Genomic DNA, 24548 nt, shown 5'->3' with positions numbered 1-24548 from the left:
GTTACACGCGTCCGTTACACGCGTCCGTTACACGCGTCCGTTACACGCGTCCGCAAAGTATAGAGACGCGCTCACTGCGCGTGAAAAACCGATTTCAGCTTACGTTATGCCCGCGCCGGGATTGATCGCGAACGGACGCGTCAGTGCTGAATGCCCCACCGCCGCACGGTCGCGCGTTCGAGCGTATCGAATACGAGGTTCTCGACCAGCAGCCCGATCACGATGACGGCCGCAAGCCCCGCGAACACGCGGTCCGTATACAGCTCGTTGCGGTTCTGGAAGATGTACCAGCCGAGCCCGCCCTGCCCCGCGCTGGCGCCGAACACGAGCTCGGCCGCGATCAGCGTGCGCCACGCGAATGCCCAGCCGACGCGCAGCCCCGACAGGATCGACGGCAGCGCGGCCGGCACGAGGATCAGCGCGATCTGGCGCAGGCCCGTGAGCCCGTAATTGCGCCCGGCCATTTTCAGCGTGGCGGGCACGCCGGCGAAGCCGGTATACATGCTGAGCGCGAGCGGCCACAGCACCGCGTGCACGAGCACGAACAGCAGACTGCCGGTGCCGAGCCCGAACCACAGCAGCGCGATCGGCAGCAACGCGATGGACGGCAGCGGATTGAACATCGACGTGAGCATCGTCAGCAAATCGCGGCCGATGCGCGTGGATACCGCGAGCGACGTCAGCGCGAACGCGAGCAGGACGCCCAGCGCATAGCCGCGCAGCAGCACGGACATCGAGATGCCGGTCTTGACCAGCAGTTCGCCCGACTCGATGCCTTGCACGAACGCGGCCAGCGTCGCGCCGAAGGTGGGGACGAGCAGATCGTTCGCGACGATGCGCGCGACGATCTCCCATGCGGCGATCAACACGAGCGCGATGACGCCGCGGCGAAACCACGCGGCGCCGGCGACGCGGCGCAGCAACGGCGCCGGCGCCGCGCGCTCGGCATCGGGCGGCGTGTCGAGCGTGCGCGTGTATTCGGCGCGCACGGGCGGCAGCGGCGGCAGGACCGGATCGATCGTATTCATGATGCGGCGTCCTCCGTCGTCGGTGCTTGCGATGTGTCGGTGTCGAACAGCAGGCGGTGGATCCGCGCGACGTTGTCGCGGAAGTCGCCGGTGTCGACGTTCGCGAGCGAATGTTCGTGACTGTTGAGCTCCGCGCGCACGCGGCCCGGATGCGGCGACAGCAGCAGAATCCGGTTGCCCACCACGAGCGCCTCCTCGATCGAGTGCGTGACGAACAGCAGCGTGAAGCGGAATTCGTCCCACAGCCGCAGCAGTTCCTCCTGCATCTTGCGGCGCGTGAGCGCGTCGAGCGCGGCGAACGGTTCGTCCATCAGCAGCACGCGCGGCTGCATCGCCAGCGCCCGCGCGATCGCGACGCGCTGTTTCATGCCGCCCGACAGCGTATGCGGATACGCATCGGAAAACGTGCTCAGCCCGACCTTGTCGAGATAGTGCAGCGCGCGCTCGCGTGCCTCGGCGCGCGACAGCTTCGCGGCGGCGCGCAACGGAAACGCGACGTTCTCGACGACCGTCTTCCACGGCGGCAACTGGTCGAATTCCTGGAACACGACGATGCGGTCGGGGCCCGGCCCGCGCACGGGCCGGCCGTCGAGCGCGATCGAACCCGACACGGGCTCGATGAAGCCGGCGATCGCCTTCAGCAGCGTCGACTTCCCGCATCCCGACGGGCCGAGCAGCACGAAGCGGTCGCTGCCGTATACGTCGAAGCTCACCTGATGCGTCGCGCGAACGATCCGCGTGCCGCTGCGGTATTCGAGGCTGACCTGGTCGATCGCCAGCAGGCGTTCGCTGTGCGTGCCGGCCGGTGCGGCGCTCGCGGCCGGGCGATCGCCGGCACGTGTATCGGGCACGGCGGACGCGGCCGGCGACACGCCGCCACGTGCCGCATACGGCGGCAACCAGGTTCGGGGAGAAGTGGCGTTCACGATCGAATCTCTTGCGGGGAAAGCATCAACATACGGCCGGGCACCGTGCGGACCAACCATCGATTGCGCATATCGAAACCGCGCCGACGCATAAGCGTCGATCGCGGCGCCGCGGCATCGGCGCCGCTCAACTGCCGCCTGCCGTCGCGGGATCGTCGAAGAAATAGTCGCGCCACGACTTCGGCTCGTTGCGGATCGCCCCGGTGCGATGCATGAACTGCGCGAGCGGCAGCGTGTTCTGCGGCGCGGTCTTGAACTGCACCTGCGGATTGCGCAGGATCTTCAACAGCAGCGCGCGGTCGATCTTCGACCCGTTCACGCGAATGTAGGTATCGGCCGCACGCTCGGGGTCGGCCGCGATCTGCCGTGCGGCATCGGCCAGCGCGGCGACGAACGCGCGATACGTCTTCGGGTTGTCGTCGCGGAATTTCTCGGTCGCGTACAGCACCGTCGCGGAGCTCGGGCCGCCGAGCACGTCATACGAATTCAGCACGATGTGCGCGTTCGGGTTGCCGGCGAGCTCCTGCTCCTGGAACGGCGGATTGCCGAAGTGGCCGGTGATCACGTTGCTGTTCGCGAGAATCGCGGCCGTCGCGTCGGGATGCGGAATCGCCTGCGTGAGCGCGTCGAGCTTGTCGAACTGCTTGTCGCCCCACTGCTTCGCCGCTGCGTACTGCAGCACGCGCGACTGCACCGACACGCCAACCGCCGGCACCGCGATGCGGTCCTTCGCGCTCAGATCGGCGATCGTCTTCACGTTCGGGTTGCTGCTCACGAGGTAGTACGGGAAATTGCCGAGCGACGCGACACCCTTCACGTTCTGCCGGCCGCGCGTGCGATCCCACACGGTCAGGAGCGGGCCGACGCCCGCGCCCGCGACATCCACCGCGCCGGACAGCAGCGCGTCGTTCACGGCCGCGCCGCCCGACAGCCGCACCCAGTCGACCTTGATGTCGAGGCCGGCCTTGCGCCCTTCCTTCTCGATCAGTTGCTGGTCGCGCGCGACGTTCAACATCAGGTAGACGACGCCGAACTGCTCGGCGATACGGATGCGGCCCTCCGCGTGCGCGGCTTGCGGGATCACCGCACCCGCGAAGGCGAGCGCGGCGGTGAGCGTGGCCGCCAGCGCGCGGCGCGCCGGCAAGAACGAAAACGACATCGGAACTCCGGTCAGGAACGGGCGGAAATGAAGGACGCGGCGCGCGGCTCAGAAAGGCGCGTCGCCTTCGATCGTCGTGCGGTACAGCTTGCGGCGCAGGTGGTCGGGCGTGCCGGCGGCCAGATGCATCAGCGAACGGTTGTCCCAGAACACCAGATCGTGGTCGCGCCACGCGTGCCGATACAGGTGCTCGGCGCGCACGCTGTGCGCGAACAATTCGTCGAGCAGCGCGCGGCTTTCGTCGTCGGGCAGGCCGACGATGCGCGTCGTGAAATGCTCGCTGACGAACAGCGCCTTGCGGCCGGTTTCCGGATGCGTGCGCACGACCGGATGAACGACTGCCGCGACCTGCGCGATCTGTTCGGGCGACAGGTTGGGACGCCACGGGCTGCGCGCCTGCAGCTCCGCATAGCGCGCGAGATACGTATGCTCGGCGCGCCGCCCTTCGACCGCGCGGCGCAAGTGGGCCGGCAGCGTGTCCCACGCGAGGTGCATGTTCGCGAACAGCGTGTCGCCGCCTTCCGCCGGCAATTCCTGCGCGTGCAGCAGCGAGCCGAGGCTCGGCTTTTCCTTGTACGACAGGTCGGAGTGCCAGAAATGACCGGCGTCGCCGAGCCCGACCGGTTTGCCGTTCTCGACGATGTTCGACACGATCAGCACTTCCGGGTGGCCGGCCAGCGCGAACTGGTGCAGTACGTGAATCTGCAGCGGCCCGAAGCGGCGGCTGAATGCGATGTGCTCGTCCGGCGTGATGCGCTGGTCGCGAAACACCAGCACGTGGTGATCGAGATGCGCGCGATGGATGCGCGCGAAATCGTCGTCGTGGAGCGGTTGCGACAGGTCGACGCCGATCACCTCGGCGCCGAGCGGCGCGTCGAACGGCACGATGTCGAAATGCTGCGCCGCGCCGTCCGGCCGCAAGGCGGGATGCCCGGCGGAAAGCGTTGCGGCGTCGCGGATGGCGGTAGTCGTCACGGCACGGCCCCTGATTCGGTCAAAACGCGAATCTACGAGGCCGTGCCGGCGTGCGTCAACGAAGCGATTCCGATACGTTTATCTGCTGCGGTGATAAAGATCGCTGCTCGCGCATACGGCGCCGCTCGGGGGATCGTGCAGCCGGTGCCGATGGCCGGAGACTCCACCCGGGTTCATCCCGCGTCAGCCTGCGCCGCGAGCCGCGCTACAGCGGCCGCGGCCGATTGCCCGAATCGTCCGGCACGTCGTGCTCGTCGGGCCGCGGCTTGCCGGCCGGATCGCGCACCTCGGTCTGGCGCGGATCGTCGGGCACGACCTTGCGCGCCTGGTCCTCCGGAATCGTGTCGAGTTCGCCGCCACCGGGCGCATGGCCGGGGCGCGCGGTCGATTCGCCACCGGGCGCCGGCTTGCGCCGGTCCGGCGCGTCGGTCGTCTCGCGTGCCGCATCGGGCGACGCGGTGTGCTGTCGTTGAGTGTCCTGCGTCATGACGTTCTCCCTGTCCGGATGCTGACTGCGCCGCGCCACGCGGCGACGGGCGGTGCGGCAGCCTGCAACGCTTCCAGCAAGCGACATGCCGTTATCGGGCTGCCTCGTCGCACGGCCAGCGGATGAATCCGCTGAAGAAATTACAAGCGACGCATCACCCGATGCAGGAACGGCAATACCCGTGGCACGCGCGATGCTCGATAGCGACATGCCGGCTGCGCGCCGGTGCCCTTTCGACACCGAGGAGGACAATCATGATCACGACGCCCGCGACAAACGCGACACCGAACGACGACGATATGACCGACACGCCGGACATTCCAGCGCCGGAGCGCGACGACCGTCACGACGACCTGCCCGACTTGCCGGACCCGACCGAAGTGGGCGAGGACGGTTAGCACGCGTGTCGCCGCGGCGCGCGTTGCCGGTCTGCGCGTCGCGCGAAGCGAAGTGCGCCGCCCGCATCACCTTACTGCTTGTTGCCCGGTTCGCGCGTTCGCTCGCCGTACGTGTCGTTGCCGCCATGCGGGCACGTCGGGATCGGGTGCCCCGCCTGCACGTGCGTCGACCGATTGCATTTCTCGCATCGAAAGTTACCGGTCTTTTCCGCCTTTTCGCCTGCATGCGCCGTCATCGTCGTCCTCCTTCCGGCTCGGCCTTACCCGCGCTTCACCGCGTACGCCGCCTTTCATGCGCGACCTCGCCGGTCGGCACCGCATCGACGTCCTGCAGCGGGTCGCCCGGAATGCGGCGCTTCGCGGACTGATCGACCGGCGAATCGGCCGTCTGCCCGACGCGCCCGTCCGCGCTTCTGCCCTCGGCATCGAGCTGCTGCTCGGCCCGCTGCCAGTATTCGTCGGCCCGGCCGTCCGGCGCGCCATCCGCCTGCCACAGCCGATACGCACGCTCGCGAACCTGCGTTTCCCTGTCTTCGTTCATGTCGTTCTCCGTGTCTGTCATGGCACTTCACCGATCCGGGCGCGCCGGCGCCGACACCGCGCCGAGCGTCGACGACATCGCGCCGTCCGCGGCCGTCGCCAGATCGCCCAGCGCGACGATGCCGACCAGCCGCTTCTGCCGGTCGACCACCGGCACGCGGCGAATCTGCGCATCTTCCATCTTCTTTTGCACCACTGAAATGTCGTCGTCCTCATAACACCAGTTCGCGGGTCCGCTGACGACGCCCTCGATCGACTCGTTCGGCGGCACGCCCATCGACACCGCGCGCACGACGATGTCGCGATCCGTCAGCATCCCGATCAGCCGCGTGCCATCGCAAACGGGCAGCGCGCCGACGTTCAGCTCGCTCATCAGCCGGGCCGCCTCGCGCAGGCTCTGCGTCGGGCCGATGGTCGCGGCGTCGCGTGTCATCACCTCCGATACACATGTCATGTTTCGCTCCTGGGTAAGCCGCCCACGGCGGCCTGCTGCACGAGCATCGCGCGTTCCAGCGGCCGCGCGCGTCAGTTCTCCGTCGAGCAACGGACCGACGTCAGGCCCGCGGATTCGACGATCCGCATCAACTGCTTCAGCATCACGTCGGCGCTGGCCGCTTCGCGCCACTGCACGAACAGTTCTTCCTCGCGCACCGCGCGTGCAGCCGTTTCGCAAAAGCTTTTCGTCCGGCACGTGAATCCCGCCCGGCTCAGCTTCGCGATCAGTTGTTCGCGCGCAACCGAGCCCGGCGGATATTCGATCGTGACCAGCGCGGTCCGGACGCGCCGCAAGCGCTGCTCGACCAGCCGCAGCGGCCAGACGACGAGCAAGGCGAGCACCAGCCCGAGCGCGCCGAGTGACAACTGGCCGCCGCCGACGCACAGCCCGATGACGGTGACGAACCACAGCGTCGCGGCCGTGGTGACGCCGGATACGAGGCCATCGCGATGAAGGATCGCGCCGCCGCCGATGAAGCCCATTCCGGTCAGGATGCCGAGCGGCAGCCGCATCAGGTCCAGCACCGAAAACGCGCCCTCCGGTTTGCCCGCCTGCAGCAGCAGCGCATTGACCTGCAGCATCGACAGACATGCGGCGAGACAGACGAGGATCGTCGTCCGCAGCCCGGCCGTCTTGCCGGATTCGCTGCGATCGAGGCCGATCAGCCCGCCCGCGACGAGCGCCAGCGCGATCCTGACGAGAACGTCGTGCCACTGCAGTACGACCGGCATCGGTTCCATGCGCGCCTCCCGTGCAAATCGTCATGTGTCGGGGCGCGAACGCCGCCGGCGACGCCTGCCCGGCGCAAGGACCGGGCCTGCTTTTCGGGTGCGGCGGCGCCTGTAGTACGTCGGACGGAATTGTAGAAAGGGGGTTCGGCGCGCACCGTGCCACCGTGGCGGAGGTGGTCGGCGCCCGTTCGCGGAATGATCGTGCGTCGCCACGCCGGGCGCAGACGGCGACGAACCGACCCGCCGCCCGCGAACATCCGCCGGGTGCCTTTCCCGGCGTAGCGGGTCGGACGCGCATGCAAAGGCGCCCGGCGCCCCTCGCTCCGTATCCGATCAGATACGCGAACGGCTCTCAACGGCCGTTTCCAGACAATCTGTTCCCGAGCGGGTACGAAATGCCGTCCCCCGGCGTCGGAAGCATCTGTTCGTTCCCGTACGAATACGAATTACCGCCCGACTTGGCGAGTTATGCGATACTGTTCCCGCTCAGATACGAAGCACGGAGAACGTCATGTCGGAGTCCCAGTCCGTCGACACGATCGGCGCGCTCGCCCACCTCATTCGTTCCGCGCGGATCCAGCAGGGGTTCACGCGGGACGAGCTCGCGAACGCGACCGGCCTGTCGCCGAAATTCATCAGTCAGGTGGAAGCCGGCAAGCCGACCGCGCAAATCGGCAAGGTCATGCTGCTGCTGGCCGAGCTCGGCGTGCGCCTGTACGCCGAGTCGTCGGTCGAGATATCCGAAGCCACCGCGCTGAAAGCCGCGCAACGCCGCAGGAGCAGCCATGGCGGCTAGAACGCTGATCGCGTCCGCCAACGGCGTGCGCATGGGCACGCTGACCGACGATAAAGGCATCTGGTCGTTCGCGTACGACCCGCAATGGCTCGCGTCACCCGCCGCGTATCCACTGTCGCCGGCGTTCCCGCTGCGCGCGGGCGTGTTCACCGACACGTCGACCGATCGTCCAGTGCAGTGGTTCTTCGACAACCTGCTGCCCGAGGAAGGCATGCGCACGTCGCTCGCGCGCGAGGCGAAGGTCGATGCGGCCGACGCGTGGGGCCTGCTCGCGTACTTCGGCCGCGAATCGGCCGGCGCGCTGACGCTGCTGGCCGATGGCGAACGCGAAGCGCCCGGCGGCCTGCAGCCGCTGCCGCTCGACGAGCTCGAACGGCGAATCCAGGCGATGCCCGAACGCGCGCTGACGGCTACCGCACCCAAGCGCATGTCGGCGGCCGGAGCGCAGCAGAAGCTGCTGCTGGTGCTGCGCGGCGACGCGCCCGACTACGCGCTGTTCGAGCCGGTCGGCAGCGAACCGTCGATGCACCTCCTCAAACCCGACATGCGTGCTGCCGGCTATCCGCATTCGGCGATCAACGAGTTCTTCTGCATGCGGCTCGCGAAGAAGATGGGGCTCGACGTACCGGACGTGCATTTCCTGCGCGCGCCGTCCGCGTGCTACGTGATCGACCGGTTCGACCGCGATGTCGCGTCCGAACCGGCCGCGCGCGTGCATACGATCGACGCGATGCAGTTGCTCAACTACGACCGCGGTTTCAAATATCAGCGGGCGAACGCACAGGAACTGGCCCGCGCGATCGAGCGCACCAGCACGAGAGCGCTCACGCGCCTGTCGGTGTTCCGCTGGACCGTGTTCAACGTGGTGGTCGGCAATGCCGACGCGCACCTGAAGAACCTGTCGTTCTTCGTCGACGCGCGCGGCTATCGGCTCGCGCCGTTCTACGACATCGTCAGCACGGTCGTGTATCACACGCCGACGCACCGGCCCGACCATCGCGGCGATCACTGGCCGCACTGCGAGCTGACGATGCCGCTCGGACATGCGACGCGGTTCGCCGATATCGACATGGACGCACTGGTCGTGTTCGGCCAGGCGCTCGGGCTCAGGGAGAAAGCGGCCGCCAGCGAACTGCGGCGCTTTCTCGAACCGCTCGATCGTCTCGTCGTGCAGGCGCTCGATGAAGTGCGGCACATCGCGCATCCGGACGCCGGGGAAATGCGATTGCTGAATTCGATCGTCGCGATGCCGATCGCGGAGATGGGGCGCGCGCTGCGGTAGACGTGCGGATAGGCTGCCGCGCGCGGATGTCGTGCCGCCGCCGGATACCCCCGCGGCGCCCGGCCCGGCGAATACCTAGGCGTCAGCGCCGCACGGCAAAGGCATCGACGCCCGTCGCGGCCGCGGACCACGCCCACAGCCGCGCCGCTTCCTCCGGATCGATCGCATGCGGCCGCACGCCTGATTCCTCGTTGCCGCGCGTCACTGTCGCGACGTCGCAATCCTCGCAATAAACACCGCCGAGATCGGCAACGCGCGGCGACGTCGCCGCCCATACCTGGGTTGCCGCACCCTGCTCAGGTGTCTTGAAAGTCGGATCGATCGGCACACCGTGCTCGTCCACCCAACCTTGCGCCATCATTTCCTCGCGCGTCAGATGGCGCTGCAGCGGCGTCGCGATCTTGCCGGGATGCAGCGAATATGCGCGAACGCCGAATGGCGCACCGAGCACGTCGAGCTGCACCGCGAACAAGGCGTTAGCGGTTTTCGACTGTCCGTACGCCAGCCATTTGTCGTAACCGCGCGTGAACGCGATATCGTCCCAACGGATCGGCGACAGCCGGTGCCCGAGCGACGACACCGCGACCACACGTGCGCCGTCGCCGTGCGCGAGCGCAGGCCATAGGCGGTTGACGAGCACGTAGTGACCGAGGTGATTGACGGCCATCTGCGCTTCCCGACCGTCGCCGACGCGGGTCTCGGGGCAGGCCATGATGCCCGCGCTGTTGATGACGATATGTACGTTGCGCCGCGCGTCGACAAACCGGGCCGCGAATGCATCCACGCTCGCGGGGTCCGCGAGATCGAGCGTCGCGATCTCCACGCCGGCGATGTCGCGCGTCGCCTCGCGCGCGGCCGCGACGCTCCGCGCGCCGACGACGACGCGCGCGCCGGCTTGCGCCAGTGCACGCGTGGTTGCGAGCCCGAGACCCGAATGGCCGCCCGTGACGATCGCGGTCTTGCCGCGCAGGTCGAGACCGGCCAGGACGTCGCTCGCCGTCGATGCAGCGTCGAATCCGGAATAAAGGGGGTGCTGCCTGCTCGTCATTGAAAGCTCCAGGAACGGCGTGCGAAGCACGCGGCCGCCCATCGGCCGCGTCACTGCATGAGCCCATTCTCCGGCCGCGCATCCGGACTGTGAATGCAATAGAATCCGGTTTTTCGTCGAGATCGTCCGGGATTGCGCGTGGACCCGCTATCGGAAGTGCTGTCGCTGCTGGAAACGCGCGACTCGTTTTTCACCGGCCTGCGGGCCGGCGGCCCGTGGGCGGTCGACCTTCCCCCGCCCGACGGGATCAAGTTCAACGCGGTGGTCGAAGGCAGTTGCTGGCTGACCGTCGACGGTGCGGGGCCACCCGTCCGGCTGCGCACGGGCGACTGCTTCCTGCTCGCCGCGCCGCGGGCATTTTCGCTGGCGAGCGATCCGTCGGTCGCGCCGGTGCCCGCCGCCGACGTGTACCGACATGTCGACCGCGGTATCGCGCACTATGGCGAACCGGCCGATTGCTTTCTGATCGGCGGCCGCTTCGCCTACGAAGAACGGATGCCGCTGCTGCTCGGCAGCCTGCCGCCCGTGGTGATCGTGAGCGGCGATTCCGAACCGGCGGCGGTACTGCGCTGGTCGCTGCAGCAACTCGCACGGGAGTTCGTCGCGGCGTCGCCGGGCGGCTCGCTGATGGTTCGGCATCTCGGACACATGATGCTCGTGCAGATCCTGCGGCGCTATGTGGACGCCGGCGCGAACGGCGACGTCGGGTGGCTGGCCGGATTCGCGGATCCGCGGGTGAGCGCGGCGCTGGCCGCGATTCACGCGGCGCCCGAGCGACGCTGGACCGTCGACGCGCTGGCGGCCTGCTGCCATGTGTCGCGTTCGACGTTCGCGCTGCATTTCAAGCGGCGGCTCGGGTTCGGCCCGCTCGAATACGTGCTGCGGTGGCGGATACAGCTGGCGATGCACGAACTGCGCCACTCCACGGCGTCGATCTCGGCGATCGCGCAGCGGCTCGGCTACGACTCGGATAGCGCGTTCGGCCATGCGTTCAAACGCATCGTGGGCTGCTCGCCGCGTGCCTATCGTCATGACGTGACGAAGGAATCGGGCAACTAGCGTCGTTACGGCCCTCGTCGGGCACGCGGTGGTCCGAATACGCCAACGCTCTGCACTTGAATTACCACCATCGGGATAAGTATTCTTATCACAATACACCGATTCCATTTACAAACTCGGCCGAGCAGCAATGCGTCGGCGCATCACCCGCTCGTATGCCGCAATTCCCCTTCGATGTGCTGCGGCAGCCTCAGCAAATTGAAGATCGGGCACACCGCTTCGACCGCCTGATGCAACGCCCGAATGACCTCCGGCGGCTCCGGCGACACGATGTCCAGCGTATAGCGGATGTTGTGCGGGAATACCGGAACGTGCTCGAACCCCGGCTGCTGCGCGAGCGGATGCTGGTCGCCGGTGACTTCGACTTCGATCGCGTCGATCTTCAGGCCCCGCTCCGCGGCCTGGATCAACGTGATGTGCGTGAGGCAACTGCCGAGCACGCCCAGTTGCAGTTCCGGCGACGCAGGCCCGAGGTTGTAGCCCGCGAAATCGGGCGGGCTGTCGCTGATCACCTGGAAGTCGCGAATCCGGATCTCGCGCACGCCGCTGCGACCGAGCGCGCGCACGGTCGCCTTCAGCGGCGTCGCCTTGAGATCGGGATCGTTGCGGGCGGCCTGCTGCTTCGCTCGCCAGGCGTCGCGCTTTTGTACGAGATAGTCGTTCAGGGTCGTCATGGTCGAGTCATGGGTAGGCGGCACGCAGGCGACGGATCGGTTCGTTGCGCGCCAGGGCGATTACTCGGCCGCCGGAATCCACGCGGCCGTCGCCGCGTCGCTCGCGCGGAACGCCGGAAACCTCGCGCCGAGTTCGGCGACGGTATGAATGTCGTTCTTCACGAGATCGTCGCGCGTAATCAGCGTCGGCTTGACCGCGATGCGCGCGCCCGGGTTTTGCCCGGCCACCAGCAGCGCCGCGGCTCGGACCGACACCGCGCCGACGACCGCCGGATTGGTCGCGGCCGTCGCGACCCACGCGCTGTTCGGCGCGCGAATCGCCTCGATGTCGGCCGTCGACACGTCCGCGCTGTAGATGCGCAGCTTCGACGACAGCCTGGCCTCGTCCGCCGCGAGCTTTGCGCCGCGCGCGAACTCGTCGTACGGCGCGAACACCACACGAATGTCGGGATTGGCGCGATACGCCGCGGCCGCCTGGTTCGCGACCGATTGCGCGATCGGATTGTCGACGGTGCCCCAGCGCGCCTTTTCCTTCACCTTCGGGTGCGCACGCTTGAAGTCGCGCCACGCGGCATCGCGCCGGTCGAGCGGCGCGAATCCGGCCACGTACACGTACCCTGCCGCGAACGCGTCGCCGTTGTCCTTCACGGCCTGATCGAGCAGCAGGTTTGCGAGGTCGCGATCGTTCTGCTCGATCTGCGGCACCTTCGGATTGGCGAGATCGACGTCGAACGCAACGACCTTGATGCCTTTGTCCAGCGCACGCTGAACGACGTCCTTCAGCGATTCCGGCAAGCCGTGATTGACGATGATCGCGGACACGCCGATGCTGATCGCCTGCTGAATCTGCTCGCGCTGCTCGGCCGCGTCCTGCCGGCCTTCGTAGATGCGCAGATCGACGCCGAGCGCACGTGCCTGCTTCTGCGCGCCAGCTTCGTAGGCCTGGAAGAAATCGCCGGTCGACAGGTAGTTGACGAGCGCGATCTTCACGCCGCCCTTGTCGAACGGCGCCGGCGCGCCCTTGAGCGGGCCGGCGTACGCCGCGGGCACACCCAGCACGAGCGCGACGCCCAGCGCGAGCGCGCCGAGTTTCGGTTCGATGCGTGACTTTCGGCGAAGCAATGAGCGCATGGCGCGTCTGTCTCCATATAGAACGATATCGGTTCAATCTATCAGCGCGACACGCAAACTCAAACCGACCGATTCGGCAATCGATATTACTTTGGATAACAAACAGCCCAGCCTGAAGATTCTTCGAATCCGTCCATGCCTGATCCGAGTCTCGGCGACCTCACCCATCACGCCCGGGCATCCGCACGCCGCCCGATGCCGAACGTAAACGCCAAGGCCAGCACGAGCAGCACGCCCTTGATGAAATCCTGCATGTAGTACGGTGCGTTCAGCATCGTCAGCCCGTTGAGCAGCACGCCGACGAACACCGCGCCGACGACCGTGCCGAACACGTTGGGCCGCTTCGCGCCCCACACCGCGTGACCGATCAGCGCGGCGGCCACCGCGTCGAGCAGCAGCGAGTGCCCCGCGCTCACGTCGCCGCGGCCGACCCGCGCGGCGATCAGCACGCCGCCCAGCGATGCGATCGCGCCCGACACGACATATGCGGCGACGCGGTAGCGCGCGGCCGGTGCGCCGGCCAGCCGCGCGGCCGTTTCGTTGCCGCCGATCGCATAGATCACGCGCCCCCAGCGCGTCGCTTCCATCGTGATGCAGGCCAGCACCGTCACGGCCGCAAGCACCAGCACCGGCAACGGTACGACGTCGAACACGCGCAGCCGGCCGAGCGCGAGAAACGCGTCGGGGAACACGCCCGTCGCATCCGTGCCGTCGGGCAGCACGGAGCCGGTCGCCAGCGAACGGCCGCCGGTGGGGATCAACTGCAGGCCGGCCAGCAGGAACAGCGTGCCGAGCGTCGCGAGCTGGTCGGGCACGCGCAGCCGCGTAATCAGCAGGCCGTTGAACAATCCGGCGGCCACGCCGAGCGCGACGCAGGCGATCACGGCCGCCCACGCGCTGCCGTGCCAGACGACCAGCACGTAGCTCGCGGCCATCTGCGCGGTCGCGGCCACGCTGCCGACCGACAGGTCGAAACCACCGGCCGCGAGCGTGACCGTCACGCCGACGCCGAGCAACGCGACGATCGACACCGCCTGCAGGATGCTGAACAGGTTGTCGAGGTTCAGGAACGCGGGCTCCCTGATCGCGAACACGACCACGAGAGCGGCGAGCACGAGCAGGATGCCGGTTCGTTCGAGCACATCGCGGATGCGCGCCGGCCCGGCGCGCGACGACCGTTCGACGGATGCGGCATGACGTACATCGGAAGAAGTCACGGGTTTCATGAGCAAGCACCCACGATGGAAGCAGTCGGAGGCAGACCATCGAGCGTCGCGCGATCGAACCGCACGATACGGTCGGCGATCTCGGCGGCTTCCTCGAGATCGCCGACGAACACGATCGTCGCGCGCTCATGCGCATGACGGCGCAGCGTATCGACGATATCGGCGCGCGCGCCCGCATCGATGCCCTGGAACGGTTCGTCGAGCAGCAGCAGCCGCGCCGGTTCGGCGTGCCAGCGCGCGAGCACGACCTTCTGCTGGTTGCCGCCGGACAGGTGCGCGACGCGATCGTCGGGCCCCTCGCAGCGAATGCCGAACCGCGCGATCGCCGCCGCGGCCGCCGTGCGTTCGCGGGCTCGGCGCACCGCGCCGCTCGCGAACCAGCGCGACAGGAACGGAAAGCCGATCGTGCCCGCGATCGACGCGAACGGCACGCTGTCGGGAAACAGCGACGTGCGCCAGCGATCCTCGCCGGCCAGGAATACGCCGGCGCGAATCGCGTCCGCCGGCGAACGCGGCCGCCACGGCCGGCCGTCGAGCGTCATCTCGCCGGCCGCCGCCCGCACCGCGCCGAAGATCGTCCGTGCGAAGCGCGACTTGCCCCCGCCGACCGGGCCCGCGATCGCGACGATCTCGCCGCGCCGGACGTCGAGATCGAACGGCGTACTGGTCGGCGTCAGCCGGATCTGCCGCACGCTGAAGCCTGAACCGACCTCGGCCCCGGATCCGGCCAGCCCGGCACGCTCCGGCGCCGCCGCACGCGTACGCGGCAGCGGCCGGCCGATCATCGTTTCCACCGCGGCGTCGAAATCGATCGGCGCGGCCAGATCGGCAACGATCCGGCCGTCGCGGACGATCGCCGCACGATCGGCGATGCGACGCAAATCGCCGAGCCGATGCGATACCAGCAGGATGGCGACGCCGTCGCGGCGCAATGCGTCCATCAGGACGAACAGCCGTTCGGCCTCCGCGGCGGACAAGCTGGCAGTCGGCTCGTCGAGAATCAACAACGACGGCTGCCCGGCCAGCGCGCGCGCCAAGGTCACGCGCTGCTGGTCGGCCAGCGACAGCGAGGCCAGCGGCGCCGCCAGATCGACGTCGAGCCCGACCCGCGCGGCGAGCGATCGCGCCGCGCCACGCCGCGCGGCCGGCGGCACGCGCCACGGCGAGGCCGGATCGCACAGTCGGTCCAGCAGCAGGTTGTCGGCGATCGATAGCGTCGGCACGACGGCGTCGGCCACCGACTGGTGCACGGTCGCGACGCCGAGCCGCTTGGCCGCGTGCGGCGAACCCGGCCGATACGGTTCGCCGTGCAGCGTCAGCGTGCCGGCGTCCGCTTGCAGCGCGCCGCTCAGGATCTTGACAAAGGTCGACTTGCCCGCGCCATTCGCGCCCATCAGCGCGACGACTTCTCCGGCGCCGATCGACAGATCGAGCGCCGCCAGCGCGACGGTCGCGTCGAAGCGTTTCGCGATGCCGGCGGCGCTCAGGACGGGCGGCGACGCCGATCGATGCGATCGATCTTCGCGCCGCGTCGTGTCCATGGTTTCGTTCATCGCGCCATTCATGCCCGAAGATTCCGGTCGGCACGATGCGGTTGCAGCAGGAACAGTACGTCGTCGGTCATGTCATGCAACTCCGCTGAGGGTCGTCCGGCATCGATCGCCTCGTCAGCCCGCTTCCGGCACGGGAAACCGGAACGAAGCGCCGTAGGCCGTATCCGGCAGGCGGTCGCGGCCGCCCAGCCGTGAACGGAAGGTGCCGCTCGCCGGCGTCGTGCGGTACAGGCCGCGCTTCTTCAGTTCCGGCACGATCAGTTCGGCGAAATCGTCGAGCGTGCCCGGGCTGATCAGCGGATTGAGCATGTAGCCGCTCGTCGTCGACTGCCGCGCATGCTCGGCGAGCTGGTCCGCGATTTCGTCGGGCGAGCCGACGAGGATCAGGTCGGTGCCGCGCGTGACGCTCGCGAACTTGCGCCGCACGTCGCCGGCCGTGAGCGGCTTGCCGCTGCCGTCCGGCCGCACCACGTAGGACGTCAGCCCTTCCGTGTGCGTCGTCAGCGGCTCGTCGTCCGCATAGCGGTCGATGTCGATGCCGGTGTCGCCCGCATAGCTGACGAGTTGCGCGTGCCGGTGATAGTGTTGCTGCAGCGTGTGATATTTCTCCTTCGCGTCGCTCGACGAGCGCGCCGTCACGATCCGCAGCACCGTCAGCGACTTCACGTCGTCCGCCGCCCGGCCGCGTTCGGCCGCGAGTCGTCGGATCTCGTCGAGGCCCGCACGAATCTCGTGCGGGTTCGACTTCGCGACGAACACCACCTCCGCATGCTTCGCCGCGAACGCGCGTCCGCGCCCCGACCAGCCGGCCTGGATCAGCACGGGCGAGCGCTGCGGCGACGGCGCGCAGACGTGCGGCCCCTGCACGCGATAGTGCGTGCCTTCGTGCGCGATCGGCCGCACGCGGTCGCCACGCGCATAGCGCGGCGCGTGCTTGTCGGCGACGACCGCATCGTCCGCCCAGCTCCCTTCCCACAGTTTGTACACGACGTCGAGAAATTCCTCCGCGCGCGCGTAGCGTTCGTCGTGGCCGATCATCCGGTCGAGCCCGAAGTTGCGTGCGGCGCTCGTCAGATAGGACGTCACGATGTTCCAGCCGATCCGGCCGTTGCTCAGATGATCGAGCGTGCTGAAGCGGCGCGCGAGCGCGAACGGGTGCTCGTAGGTCGTGCTCGCGGTCACTCCGAACGCGAGCCGCTCCGTCTGCGCGACCAGCGCCGCGATCAGCATCATCGGATCGTTCGCGGGCGCCTCGACCGCCCACTGCAGCGCCGCGTCGGCCGACCCGCCATAGACGTCGTACAGGCCGAGCACGTCCGCGAAGAACAGCATGTCGAGATCGGCCTGTTCGGCCGTGCGCGCGAGGTTCGACCAGAACCCGAGCGTATTCGCACGCAGCCGTTCATCAGCCGGATGGGTCCACAGGCTCGGCGCGCCGCCGCAGCCGACGCTGGCTTGTTCATACAGGGAAAACAGCAAGGGGCGAGGATCGGACATCGTGGAATTCGTTACCAGGGCAGGAATCAGTTGGGCGCCGCCCACGCGCCCGACGACGCGCGGCGGCGTCGGGCGGGCATGCGTTCGTCGGGTGCGCGCGTCAGGTAGCGATTGACGCGCTGCTCGAGACGGGCGGCAGGAATGGTCAGCAGCGCGACCAGCACGACATAGACGATCGCCGCACCGGCCAGCGGTTCGTACACGCGCAACGTCTCGAAGCGCAGCGTATTGGCCGTGCCCATCACGTCGAACACGGTCACGGTGGACGCGAGGACGGTCGATTTCAGCAGCAGGATCGCCTCTCCGGTGAGCGCGGGCAGCGCAAGCCGCCACGCACGCGGGCCGACGATGCGGCGCAGCACCTGCACGCGCGTCATCCCGTATGCGTGGCCGGCCTCGATCTCGCCAGCCGGCACGCCGGCGATCGCGCCGCGCAGGATCGTCGCGACATACGCGCTCTCGTTCACGCTCAACGCGACGATCGCGTACCAGAACGCGTCACGCAGCAGCGGCGACGCCCAGCTGTCGCGCATCCACTCGCGCGGGACGATCTGCCCGAATCCGTAGTACAACAGATAGAGCTGGACGAGCAGCGGCGTGCCGCGGATCAGCATGAGCCAGCCGCGCGCGGACCAGCGCAACGGCGTATGGCGTGCGCCGGCGGCGAGCGCGAGCGGCACGCCCAGCAGCACGCTGGCCGCACCCGACACAAGCGTCAGCGCCAGCGTCGTCGGCACCGCGGCGAGCAGCTTCGGCATTACCGTGTCGAGCAGGAAAGGCAGCGAGAAGATCATGTCGTCGCACGCCTCGTGCCGCGATTCGCATGCCGCTCGAGCGCCGCGAAGATGCCCGCCGACGTGACGCTCAGCAACAGGAACAGCGCGGCCGTGACCAGATAGAAGAATACGTAGTGCCGCGTCGCGCCGGCCGCGAGCTGGCTCGCCTTCAGCAGATCCGTGAACGAACCGAGCACGCTGATGAACGACGCGTCCTTGGTCGCGTTCAGCCACACGTTGCCGACGCCCGGCAGCGCGAGCCGCGCGGCGGCCGGCAGCCGGATGCGCGCGAACGTCTGCCAGGACGTCATCCCATACGCGTGCGCGGCTTCGATCTGGCCGACCGGCACGTTGACGAGCGCCGCGCGGAAGATGTCGGTGAGATACGCGCCCTGGATGAAGCCGAGCGACAGTGCGGCGACGACGAACGGGTCGAACGCGAAGTCGCCGGGTACGATGCCGCTGCCGCGCAGCGCGTTCTCGATGGCCGGTGCGACCGCGTAGAACGCGAGCAGCAGGCACAGCAGCTCGGGCAGCGCGCGCACGAGCATCGTATAGAGCCGCGCCAGCCACACGAGCGCCGCGTAACGCGACAGCTTGCCGAGCGCGCCGGCGATGCCGAGCAGCACGCCGGTGCAGAACGACGCGGCCGCGACGCCGAACGTCAGCGCGAACGCGCTCGCGAACACGCGGCCATAACCGCCGTCGCCGAAGGCGAGCAAAGCGAGTAGCGAATCGTCCGCGGCCATCGGTTCAGCGGCCCTTCTCGATCGTGCCTTTCAGGTTCGGATAGCGGGCGGTGATCGCATCCCACGTGCCGTCCTGCTGCAGTTGCGTGATCGCGGTCGACAGCTTGCCGCGCAGCTCATCGCCGTGGCGCACGCCCGCGCCGATGCCGAGGCCCAGCACCGGATCGTCCGCGCACGTGGCCTTGACCTCGAAGTCCTTGCCGTCGCGCGACGCGAGGAACGCCGTGAACAGCCCCTTGCCTTCCTGCACGTAGTCGACGCGACCGGACACCAGATCGGCGAGCGCGTTGTCGAACTTGTCGAACGCCTTGATCTGCGCGTCCTGCTTGAAGCGGGCATCCAGGAATGCCGAGAAGTTGGTGCCGGCCTCGACGCCGATCACGCGGCCCTTGAAGGTCGCGGGGACCGCGCAGTCGACGCGGCGCCGGTCGCTTTTCGCGCCGACGAACACCGTCGGCGATTCGTAATACGCGCGGCTGAAATCGATGGCTTTCTGCCGTTCGCCGGTGATCGTCATCGACGACCAGATCACGTCGATCTTGCGGTTCTGCAACGCCGGAATCAGGCCGTCCCACGCAATGTCGGTGAGCTCGCATCGCACGTTCAGCTTGCCGCACGCGGCATCGAGCACGTCGACTTCCCACCCCTTCCACTTGCCGGTCGCGTCCTTCGAAAAGAAAGGCGGATACGACTCGGCGTCGATGCCGACGCGCAACGTCGGCTGAGCCGCATGGGAAACCGGCACGAGGCCGAGCACGAACAGCGCGGCCGCTGCGGTGCAGGCCCGGGAGTAGAGCAGTCGATTCATCAGGCAGGCTTCTGAAATAGTCTCGAAATCGCCGGCATCGCAACCGGCAGCAGGATGCGAGACTGTAGAGCCTGCCTATGTGTGTACCAAATGGTTATTTTTTCGATGAATATCTGATCCGGCGATATACGACGAGTCAACCGATCCGCATACCACACGCGGAACGCAGCGCCGCTCGCCGAGTGCCCCGCCTGAAACGGTACGAGCCGCCGTTGAGGCGAAGGCGGCACGACGCGGCATCGCCGGCCCGAACCGCCCGCCCCCGCCCGAAACCTGCGCCTCACCGCCCGATCGGCAACCCGGTCGGTTCGATCCAGCCGAGCTTGTACGCGATCAGCAGCGACAGAAACAGCGTGACCGACAATCCGACGCGCGCGGCGAGCGACCACGCCATCCGCTTGGACTTGCCGCGATCGTGATTCATGAAGTACAGCGCGAAGATCAGGCTCGCGATGATCATCGCGAATGCCACAGAAACCAGCAGGGTTTTCATTGCCGTTGCCTTTGAAGATCCGAATCGGCCTGAATCAGTTCGGCCAGTTTTTGCCGCTCGTCGGCGACGCCGCCGACGCCCGACGCCGGCCAGTCCAGCGCGACGCCGTTGCCCAGCGAATCGCGCACGAGCGCCTGGTAGCGCCGGTCGTTGATCGTGCCGTCCGCCATCGTGTCCGAGATCTCGCGCCGGAACGGCAGCGGGAAACTTGCGTACGCACGCGACAGCGCCGCATATTGTCTCGCATCGATCTCTTTCGACGATGGAATGACGGTCCAGACCACCACGGCGACGATGGCCGTGAACGGGATCGCCGTGTAGCGAAGGATGAACTTGATCGGGGTCATGAAGCGGTGGGCAGAAGTGATCGGCGCCGCGCGGCGGCGAAACAGCCGGCCGGCGGCGCCTTCCGTCATTGTACTGAATGCACCATCCGGCCAACAGAGTATGATAATGACATTATCATGTCCATCACATGATTCGACAGCCGCGGCATCCGGTGCAAGCGGCGGGCCCGCCACGCCCTCCGGCACCGGTTTTCCGCCTGTACCCGCGAATCCGCGACGATCGAGCGAAGCCCCTATGCCAGCGCAGTACTTTCGAAACCTGACCGGAAAACACCGCAGCGCGGACGCCAACCGCCAGCTCGGGTTTTCGCTCGCGTTCGTCGCCGGCGCGGCCAATGCCGGCGGCTTTCTCGCGGTCAAGCAATACACGTCGCACATGAGCGGCATCGTGTCGGCGATCGCCGACCAGACGGCGCTCGGCGACGTGCGGCTCGCGCTCGCCGGCATCAGCTCGCTGGGGTCGTTCCTGATCGGCGCCGCCTGTTCGGCGATCCTCGTCAACTGGGGCCGCCGCCGCGGGCTGCACAGCCAGTTCATGCTGCCGCTGCTGGTCGAAGCCGCGCTGCTGTTGCTGTTCGGGCTGCTCGGCAGCCATCTCGCGCTGTGGGAAACGTTCTTCGTGCCGGTGACCGTGACGCTGCTGTGCTTCATCATGGGGCTGCAGAACGCGACGATCACGAAGTTGTCCGGCGCGGAAATCCGCACGACGCACATCACCGGCATCGTGACCGACCTCGGCATCGAGCTCGGCAAGCTGTTCTACTGGAACCGCTCGGCCATCGACGTCGACGCGCACGCGGTAATCGCCAACCGGTCGAAACTGCGGATACACGCGACGATGCTCGCGTCGTTCTTCGTCGGCGGCCTGGCCGGCGCGATCGGGTTCAAGCACGTGGGTTACGTGTCGACCGTGCCGCTCGCCGCGGTGCTCGTCACGCTCGCCGTCGTGCCGGTGATCGACGATCTGCTCGCGCTGGTGCGCAGCAAACGCTGATCGTGCGGCGCTTGCCGCGGTAACGCCGAAAACGGATCGATTATAATTTGATTAACATATCGACCACCCTCGCCCCGTCATGGAAACGAAAACCGCCCGCCTGACCGTCCTGATCGATCCCGCGAAGAAGGAAGCCTTCGAGATGCTCTGCGCGGAGCAGGATCTTACGCCGTCGCAAGTCGTGCGGCAGTTGATCCGCGACTATCTCGACCGGCACGGCGTCACGTACAAGACCCGCAGCGCGATCGGCAAGCGCGTGAAGTAAGCACGGCCGCACAGGCCGAGCGCGGCCCGCCCCTCTCGGTACGGCTACGCGCCGATCTCCCAACGTTCGTGCGACTGCGCGCGCCAGACCAGCCGCCGCGAATCGATGCCCTCGCCGTGCTTCATGCGTCTCGCGGTGGCGGCCAGCTTCAGTTCACCGGCCTGCGGGCACGCGAGCGCCCGCTCCAGCAGGATACGCAACGACGGCAACCGGCTGCCGTCCTTCCATGCGAATGCAACGAAGTTGTTGTCGTCGCCGCACGGCACCAGCGCATACGACGAACCGAATACCGATCGCAACTGCTCGAGGTGCTGCGGCAACGCCGGATCGTCGTCCATGAAGTTGATCGCGAGCACGCCGGATTCGCTCAGGCGTGCGCGGCACGCATCGAGAAAAGTGGCACCCGTACAGCGGCCGCGCATGCCGTCGGCGACGAACGCATCGTGCAGGATCACGTCCGTGCGGACGTCCGCCCGCTCCAGATGATCCGCGCCGTCGGCGCACACCACGGTGAAGCGCGCATCGTCGGCAGGAATCCTGAACGTGTCGCGCAGCGCGATCACGTCGGGATTGATCTCGACCGCATCGATCGCCGTGCCGGGCAGGTGGCGGTAGCAGTACTTCGCGAGCGACCCGCCGCCGAGCCCGAGCATGCAGATGTGTGCGGGCTCGGCCTGCAGCAGCAGGAAGCCCATCATCACGCGCGTATAACCGAGTGCGAGCCGCACCGGATCATGCAGCGACATGAAGCTCTGGGTGCCGAAATGATCGAAGTGCAGCGAGACCGCGTGCTGCGTCTCCAGCACGAACGGCCGGCCGTCGTTCAGCGGCGTCGCCAGGAACCTGACGAACGCGTCGTAGGCAGTGCGATCCTCGGCCATGTGCGGGTAGTCGAATGAAAAAGACAGCGGCTGAAAACGCGGATGCAACGGTCGCCTGACCGTGCGCTCAGACCTTCTTCAAGTAGCACGCCTTCAGCATGAAGCCGCCCATGTCGGTCTTGCAGTCGACTTCGTGATCGCCGCCGACGAGCCGGATGCTCTTGACCTTGGTGCCCATCTTCAGCGTGATCGACGAACCCTTCACGCGCAGGTCCTTGATCAGCACGACCGAATCGCCGTCCGACAGCACGTTGCCGTTCGCGTCCTTGACGACGTCGCCCGCCGGTTCGTCACCGGCCTCGGCGCCGGCGTCGGCCGACCATTCGTGGCCGCAGTCCGCGCACACGGTCAGCGCGCCGTCGGGGTAAGTGTTTTCCATCGCGCATTGCGGGCAGGCGGGGGCATTCATTGCAGCTTCCATTCGGGAGGAGTTCGGGTCGGTCGACGATGCCGGGCGAGCAGGTTGCGCGCCCGGCTACGCCGAGACTCGCCCGCCGGCAACGCCGCGGGCCGGCATCGGCGCACACGGCATTATAATGTAATTCACATGATCTGGCCGATGCATTATAATCCCCCACTTTCCGACAATCCGCGAATTTGAATACGCCTTTGCAGCGGATGTCGGCATGTTCGCGCCGAATGGCGCGTACAATGCACCCGGCCGGCACCCGCGCCCCTGCGGGAATTCGTGACATGCCAGCCGCCCGATGTCCGCTACACGTGCGTAACCCTGCATGTCGCGCGCCGCCCCGCCCACTTGTCCGGAGGCTTTCCAGCATCGTGGCAACCGTTGTGTACGTTGAAATCGGCCCCGCATGGAACCGCAATCGCGGCCGCGCCGCGCGCGATGCGACCGTCGACGCGGCACGCCGCTTCGACAGCGACATCCAGCTGATCGCGAACGGGCACGGCAGCAACGCAAAAGACAGCGGCGCGATCGCGTCGCTGCAGGTTCACGGCGGCACGTCGGCCCAGGTGCTCGCCACCGGCCCCGACGAGGAAGCGGCGCTGCACGCGCTGCTGCCGTTGTTGCAGGCAAGCTGATGCTTGCACCTCCTCCCGTCCGGCCGTGTGCCGCCCACCCCGAAACGCCATTTCCCGAGGAAGCCATGAACGATACGCTCACGTCCAACACCCCCAACCTGTCGGCCTCCGCGATCTGGGCGCTCGAACGCCTCGCCGATGTTCGCTACGGCCGCGATGCGCCGGCGCTCGGCTGGTCGATCGCGCGGGAGCTCGTCAACGCCGGGTTCGTCAGCCATCCTCCGCACGGCCGCTCCGGCGCATCGATCACGGCCGAAGGGCGCTCGTTCCTGAAAAGCCGCAAGTAACGCCATCCGGCACGGGCGCGATCCCGCATTGCGCGCAGCACGCGGGCGTGCCGATGACCACCGTCAGGAAGCAGGCCGACCGCTCGCCGCGGTCGGGGTTCGCTACAGGCGTTTGCCACACGGCCACGAACGGACGCATTCGTCGAACGCCCCGCGCGATGCACCCGACCGCGACGTCGTCACGCGAGCCGGTCCATGCGGGCACCGCCGGCCGTCCGCGCGATGCGGTCGCATGCCTCGATGCGGGTGGGGAATTGCGTCCACGTCGCCGTTTACGCGGTATCGTACGAGACCCGAGCGCGGCGCCCTGCGTCGCCGCCCCTTCCTCATGGAACGCCCGATGACATTCAGCGCCGTGCCCCCCGTCTCGTCTCCGCCCGTTCTCGACACGCCCCGTCTGATCCTTGAAGGCCACCCGCTCGGGGACTTCGACGCACTCGCCGCGATGTGGGCGGAACCGGGCGTCGTCGCGCACATCTTCAACGGCACGCCTTCCACGCCGCGCGACTCGTGGATGCGCATGCTCGCGTATCGCGGGCTGTGGCCGCTGCTCGGCTATGGTTACTGGGCGATTCGCGAAAAGGCGTCGGGGCGTTACGTCGGCGATCTCGGCTTCGCGGATTTCCACCGCAACATCGACCCGCCGATCCGCGGCGTGCCGGAAGCCGGCTGGGCGCTGGCGACGTGGGCGCAAGGCAACGGCTATGCGACCGAGGCGCTCGCGGCCGCGCTCGCATGGCTCGACGCGCAACAGCGGTTCGAGCGCAGCGTGTGTCTGATCGCGCCGACGAATGTCGCGTCGATCCGGGTCGCGGAGAAAGCCGGGTACGGCGAGCCGCGGCGCATCCGCTTCAACGACGCCGATTCATTGATGTTTTCACGCAAGCGCCGGTAGGCG

General features: G+C 67.7%; 31 protein-coding genes. 9 read left to right on the top strand and 22 right to left on the bottom strand.

The features are described 5' to 3' along the window. Positions 1 to 140 precede the first annotated feature (140 nt). The 5 genes from CFB35_RS32330 to CFB35_RS32310 all read right to left on the bottom strand — a co-directional run bounded on the left by CFB35_RS32330 (position 141) and on the right by CFB35_RS32310 (position 4575). Positions 141 to 1028, bottom strand: a complete 888-nt coding sequence (locus CFB35_RS32330; RefSeq protein WP_059575165.1) for an ABC transporter permease — start codon at positions 1026 to 1028, stop codon at positions 141 to 143. Then, positions 1025 to 2014 carry an ABC transporter ATP-binding protein gene (locus CFB35_RS32325; protein WP_059575163.1) on the bottom strand — a complete coding sequence of 330 codons (990 nt, stop codon included), beginning with the start codon at positions 2012 to 2014 and terminating at the stop codon, positions 1025 to 1027. Before CFB35_RS32325 ends, CFB35_RS32330 begins: the two co-directional genes overlap by 4 nt. A 67-nt stretch (positions 2015 to 2081) precedes the next feature. Next, positions 2082 to 3113 carry an ABC transporter substrate-binding protein gene (locus tag CFB35_RS32320; protein ID WP_059575161.1) on the bottom strand — a complete coding sequence of 344 codons (1032 nt, stop codon included), beginning with the start codon at positions 3111 to 3113 and terminating at the stop codon, positions 2082 to 2084. A gap of 48 nt (positions 3114 to 3161) precedes the next feature. Beyond that, positions 3162 to 4088, bottom strand: a complete 927-nt coding sequence (locus CFB35_RS32315) for a TauD/TfdA family dioxygenase (protein WP_059575159.1) — start codon at positions 4086 to 4088, stop codon at positions 3162 to 3164. A 205-nt stretch (positions 4089 to 4293) separates the two neighbouring features. Next, on the bottom strand, positions 4294 to 4575 hold the full coding sequence (locus CFB35_RS32310; protein WP_059575157.1) for a hypothetical protein: 282 nt from the start codon (positions 4573 to 4575) through the stop codon (positions 4294 to 4296). A 254-nt stretch (positions 4576 to 4829) separates the two neighbouring features. Here CFB35_RS32310 and CFB35_RS35185 point away from each other — a divergent pair, with 254 nt between their 5' ends. After that, the gene (locus CFB35_RS35185; RefSeq protein WP_179231826.1) at positions 4830 to 4973 is read left to right on the top strand and encodes a hypothetical protein; all 144 of its coding nucleotides are present in this window, start codon (positions 4830 to 4832) and stop codon (positions 4971 to 4973) included. 71 nt (positions 4974 to 5044) lie between these two features. Here CFB35_RS35185 and CFB35_RS32305 read toward each other — a convergent pair whose 3' ends face one another. The 4 genes from CFB35_RS32305 to CFB35_RS32290 form a co-directional block, all read right to left on the bottom strand. Beyond that, the gene (locus CFB35_RS32305) at positions 5045 to 5209 is read right to left on the bottom strand and encodes an alpha helical protein (RefSeq protein ID WP_059575154.1); all 165 of its coding nucleotides are present in this window, start codon (positions 5207 to 5209) and stop codon (positions 5045 to 5047) included. Between the two features lie 35 nt (positions 5210 to 5244). Then, complete coding sequence (locus tag CFB35_RS32300) at positions 5245 to 5514, bottom strand: DUF2934 domain-containing protein (protein ID WP_179231825.1); 270 nt, start codon at positions 5512 to 5514, stop codon at positions 5245 to 5247. 27 nt (positions 5515 to 5541) lie between these two features. Beyond that, positions 5542 to 5967 (bottom strand): CBS domain-containing protein, encoded by a 426-nt coding sequence (locus tag CFB35_RS32295; RefSeq protein WP_059575150.1) that lies wholly within the window; start codon positions 5965 to 5967, stop codon positions 5542 to 5544. A gap of 71 nt (positions 5968 to 6038) precedes the next feature. Further along, positions 6039 to 6749, bottom strand: coding sequence for an MgtC/SapB family protein (locus CFB35_RS32290; RefSeq protein WP_059575148.1), 711 nt, complete (start codon positions 6747 to 6749; stop codon positions 6039 to 6041). Between the two features lie 502 nt (positions 6750 to 7251). Here CFB35_RS32290 and CFB35_RS32285 point away from each other — a divergent pair. Further along, a complete protein-coding gene (locus CFB35_RS32285; protein ID WP_059575146.1) occupies positions 7252 to 7536 on the top strand; it encodes a helix-turn-helix transcriptional regulator in 285 nt (94 codons plus the stop codon). Further along, positions 7526 to 8818 (top strand): HipA domain-containing protein, encoded by a 1293-nt coding sequence (locus CFB35_RS32280; RefSeq protein ID WP_059575144.1) that lies wholly within the window; start codon positions 7526 to 7528, stop codon positions 8816 to 8818. Before CFB35_RS32285 ends, CFB35_RS32280 begins: the two co-directional genes overlap by 11 nt. A gap of 82 nt (positions 8819 to 8900) precedes the next feature. Here CFB35_RS32280 and CFB35_RS32275 read toward each other — a convergent pair whose 3' ends face one another. Beyond that, the gene (locus tag CFB35_RS32275) at positions 8901 to 9866 is read right to left on the bottom strand and encodes an SDR family NAD(P)-dependent oxidoreductase (protein ID WP_059575141.1); all 966 of its coding nucleotides are present in this window, start codon (positions 9864 to 9866) and stop codon (positions 8901 to 8903) included. Between the two features lie 138 nt (positions 9867 to 10004). On the opposite strand from CFB35_RS32275, the gene CFB35_RS32270 reads away from it, so the two are divergent. Next, positions 10005 to 10925: an AraC family transcriptional regulator gene (locus CFB35_RS32270; protein WP_059575238.1), complete on the top strand. Its 921-nt coding sequence runs from the start codon at positions 10005 to 10007 to the stop codon at positions 10923 to 10925. A gap of 143 nt (positions 10926 to 11068) precedes the next feature. Here the strand turns inward: CFB35_RS32270 and CFB35_RS32265 are convergent, their stop codons facing one another. The 10 genes from CFB35_RS32265 to CFB35_RS32220 form a co-directional block, all read right to left on the bottom strand. Next, the gene (locus tag CFB35_RS32265; protein ID WP_059575139.1) at positions 11069 to 11599 is read right to left on the bottom strand and encodes an OsmC family protein; all 531 of its coding nucleotides are present in this window, start codon (positions 11597 to 11599) and stop codon (positions 11069 to 11071) included. Between the two features lie 60 nt (positions 11600 to 11659). Then, positions 11660 to 12730, bottom strand: a complete 1071-nt coding sequence (locus tag CFB35_RS32260) for a substrate-binding domain-containing protein (protein ID WP_089466175.1) — start codon at positions 12728 to 12730, stop codon at positions 11660 to 11662. A gap of 167 nt (positions 12731 to 12897) precedes the next feature. Then, positions 12898 to 13956 (bottom strand): ABC transporter permease, encoded by a 1059-nt coding sequence (locus CFB35_RS32255; RefSeq protein WP_089466174.1) that lies wholly within the window; start codon positions 13954 to 13956, stop codon positions 12898 to 12900. Then, positions 13953 to 15521, bottom strand: a complete 1569-nt coding sequence (locus CFB35_RS32250) for a sugar ABC transporter ATP-binding protein (RefSeq protein ID WP_089466173.1) — start codon at positions 15519 to 15521, stop codon at positions 13953 to 13955. Before CFB35_RS32250 ends, CFB35_RS32255 begins: the two co-directional genes overlap by 4 nt. A 102-nt stretch (positions 15522 to 15623) precedes the next feature. Continuing rightward, positions 15624 to 17006 (bottom strand): LLM class flavin-dependent oxidoreductase, encoded by a 1383-nt coding sequence (locus CFB35_RS32245; protein ID WP_089466172.1) that lies wholly within the window; start codon positions 17004 to 17006, stop codon positions 15624 to 15626. A 26-nt stretch (positions 17007 to 17032) separates the two neighbouring features. Continuing rightward, positions 17033 to 17800: an ABC transporter permease gene (locus CFB35_RS32240; protein WP_089466171.1), complete on the bottom strand. Its 768-nt coding sequence runs from the start codon at positions 17798 to 17800 to the stop codon at positions 17033 to 17035. After that, positions 17797 to 18531, bottom strand: a complete 735-nt coding sequence (locus CFB35_RS32235) for an ABC transporter permease (RefSeq protein WP_089466170.1) — start codon at positions 18529 to 18531, stop codon at positions 17797 to 17799. Before CFB35_RS32235 ends, CFB35_RS32240 begins: the two co-directional genes overlap by 4 nt. Positions 18532 to 18535: 4 nt before the next feature. Beyond that, positions 18536 to 19339, bottom strand: a complete 804-nt coding sequence (locus tag CFB35_RS32230; RefSeq protein WP_089466169.1) for a transporter substrate-binding domain-containing protein — start codon at positions 19337 to 19339, stop codon at positions 18536 to 18538. Between the two features lie 280 nt (positions 19340 to 19619). Beyond that, entirely contained in the window at positions 19620 to 19832 is a 213-nt protein-coding gene (locus CFB35_RS32225; protein ID WP_006489184.1) for a twin transmembrane helix small protein, read from the bottom strand. Then, complete coding sequence (locus CFB35_RS32220; RefSeq protein ID WP_089466245.1) at positions 19829 to 20179, bottom strand: hypothetical protein; 351 nt, start codon at positions 20177 to 20179, stop codon at positions 19829 to 19831. Before CFB35_RS32220 ends, CFB35_RS32225 begins: the two co-directional genes overlap by 4 nt. A 235-nt stretch (positions 20180 to 20414) precedes the next feature. Here CFB35_RS32220 and CFB35_RS32215 point away from each other — a divergent pair, with 235 nt between their 5' ends. Together CFB35_RS32215 and CFB35_RS32210 are read left to right on the top strand one after the other, a co-directional pair. Beyond that, a complete protein-coding gene (locus tag CFB35_RS32215; RefSeq protein ID WP_059575128.1) occupies positions 20415 to 21173 on the top strand; it encodes a YoaK family protein in 759 nt (252 codons plus the stop codon). A gap of 79 nt (positions 21174 to 21252) precedes the next feature. Beyond that, a complete protein-coding gene (locus tag CFB35_RS32210; protein WP_059575126.1) occupies positions 21253 to 21438 on the top strand; it encodes a ribbon-helix-helix protein, CopG family in 186 nt (61 codons plus the stop codon). A 44-nt stretch (positions 21439 to 21482) separates the two neighbouring features. Here the strand turns inward: CFB35_RS32210 and CFB35_RS32205 are convergent, their stop codons facing one another. Together CFB35_RS32205 and CFB35_RS32200 are read right to left on the bottom strand one after the other, a co-directional pair. Next, complete coding sequence (locus tag CFB35_RS32205) at positions 21483 to 22319, bottom strand: spermidine synthase (protein ID WP_089466168.1); 837 nt, start codon at positions 22317 to 22319, stop codon at positions 21483 to 21485. 67 nt (positions 22320 to 22386) lie between these two features. Next, on the bottom strand, positions 22387 to 22740 hold the full coding sequence (locus CFB35_RS32200; RefSeq protein ID WP_006498247.1) for a zinc ribbon domain-containing protein YjdM: 354 nt from the start codon (positions 22738 to 22740) through the stop codon (positions 22387 to 22389). Between the two features lie 359 nt (positions 22741 to 23099). Between CFB35_RS32200 and CFB35_RS32195 the strand changes: the two genes are divergently transcribed. The 3 genes from CFB35_RS32195 (at position 23100) to CFB35_RS32185 (ending at position 24545) form a co-directional block, all read left to right on the top strand. After that, entirely contained in the window at positions 23100 to 23363 is a 264-nt protein-coding gene (locus tag CFB35_RS32195; RefSeq protein WP_059575122.1) for an HPr family phosphocarrier protein, read from the top strand. 65 nt (positions 23364 to 23428) lie between these two features. Then, positions 23429 to 23650, top strand: a complete 222-nt coding sequence (locus CFB35_RS32190; RefSeq protein WP_059575120.1) for a hypothetical protein — start codon at positions 23429 to 23431, stop codon at positions 23648 to 23650. A 328-nt stretch (positions 23651 to 23978) separates the two neighbouring features. Then, positions 23979 to 24545 (top strand): GNAT family N-acetyltransferase, encoded by a 567-nt coding sequence (locus CFB35_RS32185; protein WP_089466167.1) that lies wholly within the window; start codon positions 23979 to 23981, stop codon positions 24543 to 24545. Positions 24546 to 24548 lie beyond the last annotated feature (3 nt).

The sequence above is a fragment of the Burkholderia sp. AU16482 genome (assembly GCF_002223285.1).
GTDB classification, from domain to species: domain Bacteria; phylum Pseudomonadota; class Gammaproteobacteria; order Burkholderiales; family Burkholderiaceae; genus Burkholderia; species Burkholderia semiarida.
Note: the sequence above shows the minus strand (reverse complement) of the source record. Positions and strands in the feature narration are given on the sequence as shown.

What these genes read in the sequence shown, in the direction of transcription:
- CFB35_RS32330 (WP_059575165.1), bottom strand. Translation starts at nt 1,028, where the DNA reads ATGAATACGATCGATCCGGTCCTGCCGCCGCTGCCGCCCGTGCGCGCC.
- CFB35_RS32325 (WP_059575163.1), bottom strand. Translation starts at nt 2,014, where the DNA reads ATGGTTGGTCCGCACGGTGCCCGGCCGTATGTTGATGCTTTCCCCGCA.
- CFB35_RS32320 (WP_059575161.1), bottom strand. Translation starts at nt 3,113, where the DNA reads ATGTCGTTTTCGTTCTTGCCGGCGCGCCGCGCGCTGGCGGCCACGCTC.
- CFB35_RS32310 (WP_059575157.1), bottom strand. Translation starts at nt 4,575, where the DNA reads ATGACGCAGGACACTCAACGACAGCACACCGCGTCGCCCGATGCGGCA.
- CFB35_RS35185 (WP_179231826.1), top strand. Translation starts at nt 4,830, where the DNA reads ATGATCACGACGCCCGCGACAAACGCGACACCGAACGACGACGATATG.
- CFB35_RS32305 (WP_059575154.1), bottom strand. Translation starts at nt 5,209, where the DNA reads ATGACGGCGCATGCAGGCGAAAAGGCGGAAAAGACCGGTAACTTTCGA.
- CFB35_RS32300 (WP_179231825.1), bottom strand. Translation starts at nt 5,514, where the DNA reads ATGAACGAAGACAGGGAAACGCAGGTTCGCGAGCGTGCGTATCGGCTG.
- CFB35_RS32295 (WP_059575150.1), bottom strand. Translation starts at nt 5,967, where the DNA reads ATGACATGTGTATCGGAGGTGATGACACGCGACGCCGCGACCATCGGC.
- CFB35_RS32290 (WP_059575148.1), bottom strand. Translation starts at nt 6,749, where the DNA reads ATGGAACCGATGCCGGTCGTACTGCAGTGGCACGACGTTCTCGTCAGG.
- CFB35_RS32285 (WP_059575146.1), top strand. Translation starts at nt 7,252, where the DNA reads ATGTCGGAGTCCCAGTCCGTCGACACGATCGGCGCGCTCGCCCACCTC.
- CFB35_RS32280 (WP_059575144.1), top strand. Translation starts at nt 7,526, where the DNA reads ATGGCGGCTAGAACGCTGATCGCGTCCGCCAACGGCGTGCGCATGGGC.
- CFB35_RS32275 (WP_059575141.1), bottom strand. Translation starts at nt 9,866, where the DNA reads ATGACGAGCAGGCAGCACCCCCTTTATTCCGGATTCGACGCTGCATCG.
- CFB35_RS32265 (WP_059575139.1), bottom strand. Translation starts at nt 11,599, where the DNA reads ATGACGACCCTGAACGACTATCTCGTACAAAAGCGCGACGCCTGGCGA.
- CFB35_RS32260 (WP_089466175.1), bottom strand. Translation starts at nt 12,730, where the DNA reads ATGCGCTCATTGCTTCGCCGAAAGTCACGCATCGAACCGAAACTCGGC.
- CFB35_RS32255 (WP_089466174.1), bottom strand. Translation starts at nt 13,956, where the DNA reads ATGAAACCCGTGACTTCTTCCGATGTACGTCATGCCGCATCCGTCGAA.
- CFB35_RS32250 (WP_089466173.1), bottom strand. Translation starts at nt 15,521, where the DNA reads ATGAATGGCGCGATGAACGAAACCATGGACACGACGCGGCGCGAAGAT.
- CFB35_RS32245 (WP_089466172.1), bottom strand. Translation starts at nt 17,006, where the DNA reads ATGTCCGATCCTCGCCCCTTGCTGTTTTCCCTGTATGAACAAGCCAGC.
- CFB35_RS32240 (WP_089466171.1), bottom strand. Translation starts at nt 17,800, where the DNA reads ATGATCTTCTCGCTGCCTTTCCTGCTCGACACGGTAATGCCGAAGCTG.
- CFB35_RS32235 (WP_089466170.1), bottom strand. Translation starts at nt 18,531, where the DNA reads ATGGCCGCGGACGATTCGCTACTCGCTTTGCTCGCCTTCGGCGACGGC.
- CFB35_RS32230 (WP_089466169.1), bottom strand. Translation starts at nt 19,339, where the DNA reads ATGAATCGACTGCTCTACTCCCGGGCCTGCACCGCAGCGGCCGCGCTG.
- CFB35_RS32225 (WP_006489184.1), bottom strand. Translation starts at nt 19,832, where the DNA reads ATGAAAACCCTGCTGGTTTCTGTGGCATTCGCGATGATCATCGCGAGC.
- CFB35_RS32220 (WP_089466245.1), bottom strand. Translation starts at nt 20,179, where the DNA reads ATGACCCCGATCAAGTTCATCCTTCGCTACACGGCGATCCCGTTCACG.
- CFB35_RS32215 (WP_059575128.1), top strand. Translation starts at nt 20,415, where the DNA reads ATGCCAGCGCAGTACTTTCGAAACCTGACCGGAAAACACCGCAGCGCG.
- CFB35_RS32210 (WP_059575126.1), top strand. Translation starts at nt 21,253, where the DNA reads ATGGAAACGAAAACCGCCCGCCTGACCGTCCTGATCGATCCCGCGAAG.
- CFB35_RS32205 (WP_089466168.1), bottom strand. Translation starts at nt 22,319, where the DNA reads ATGGCCGAGGATCGCACTGCCTACGACGCGTTCGTCAGGTTCCTGGCG.
- CFB35_RS32200 (WP_006498247.1), bottom strand. Translation starts at nt 22,740, where the DNA reads ATGGAAGCTGCAATGAATGCCCCCGCCTGCCCGCAATGCGCGATGGAA.
- CFB35_RS32190 (WP_059575120.1), top strand. Translation starts at nt 23,429, where the DNA reads ATGAACGATACGCTCACGTCCAACACCCCCAACCTGTCGGCCTCCGCG.
- CFB35_RS32185 (WP_089466167.1), top strand. Translation starts at nt 23,979, where the DNA reads ATGGAACGCCCGATGACATTCAGCGCCGTGCCCCCCGTCTCGTCTCCG.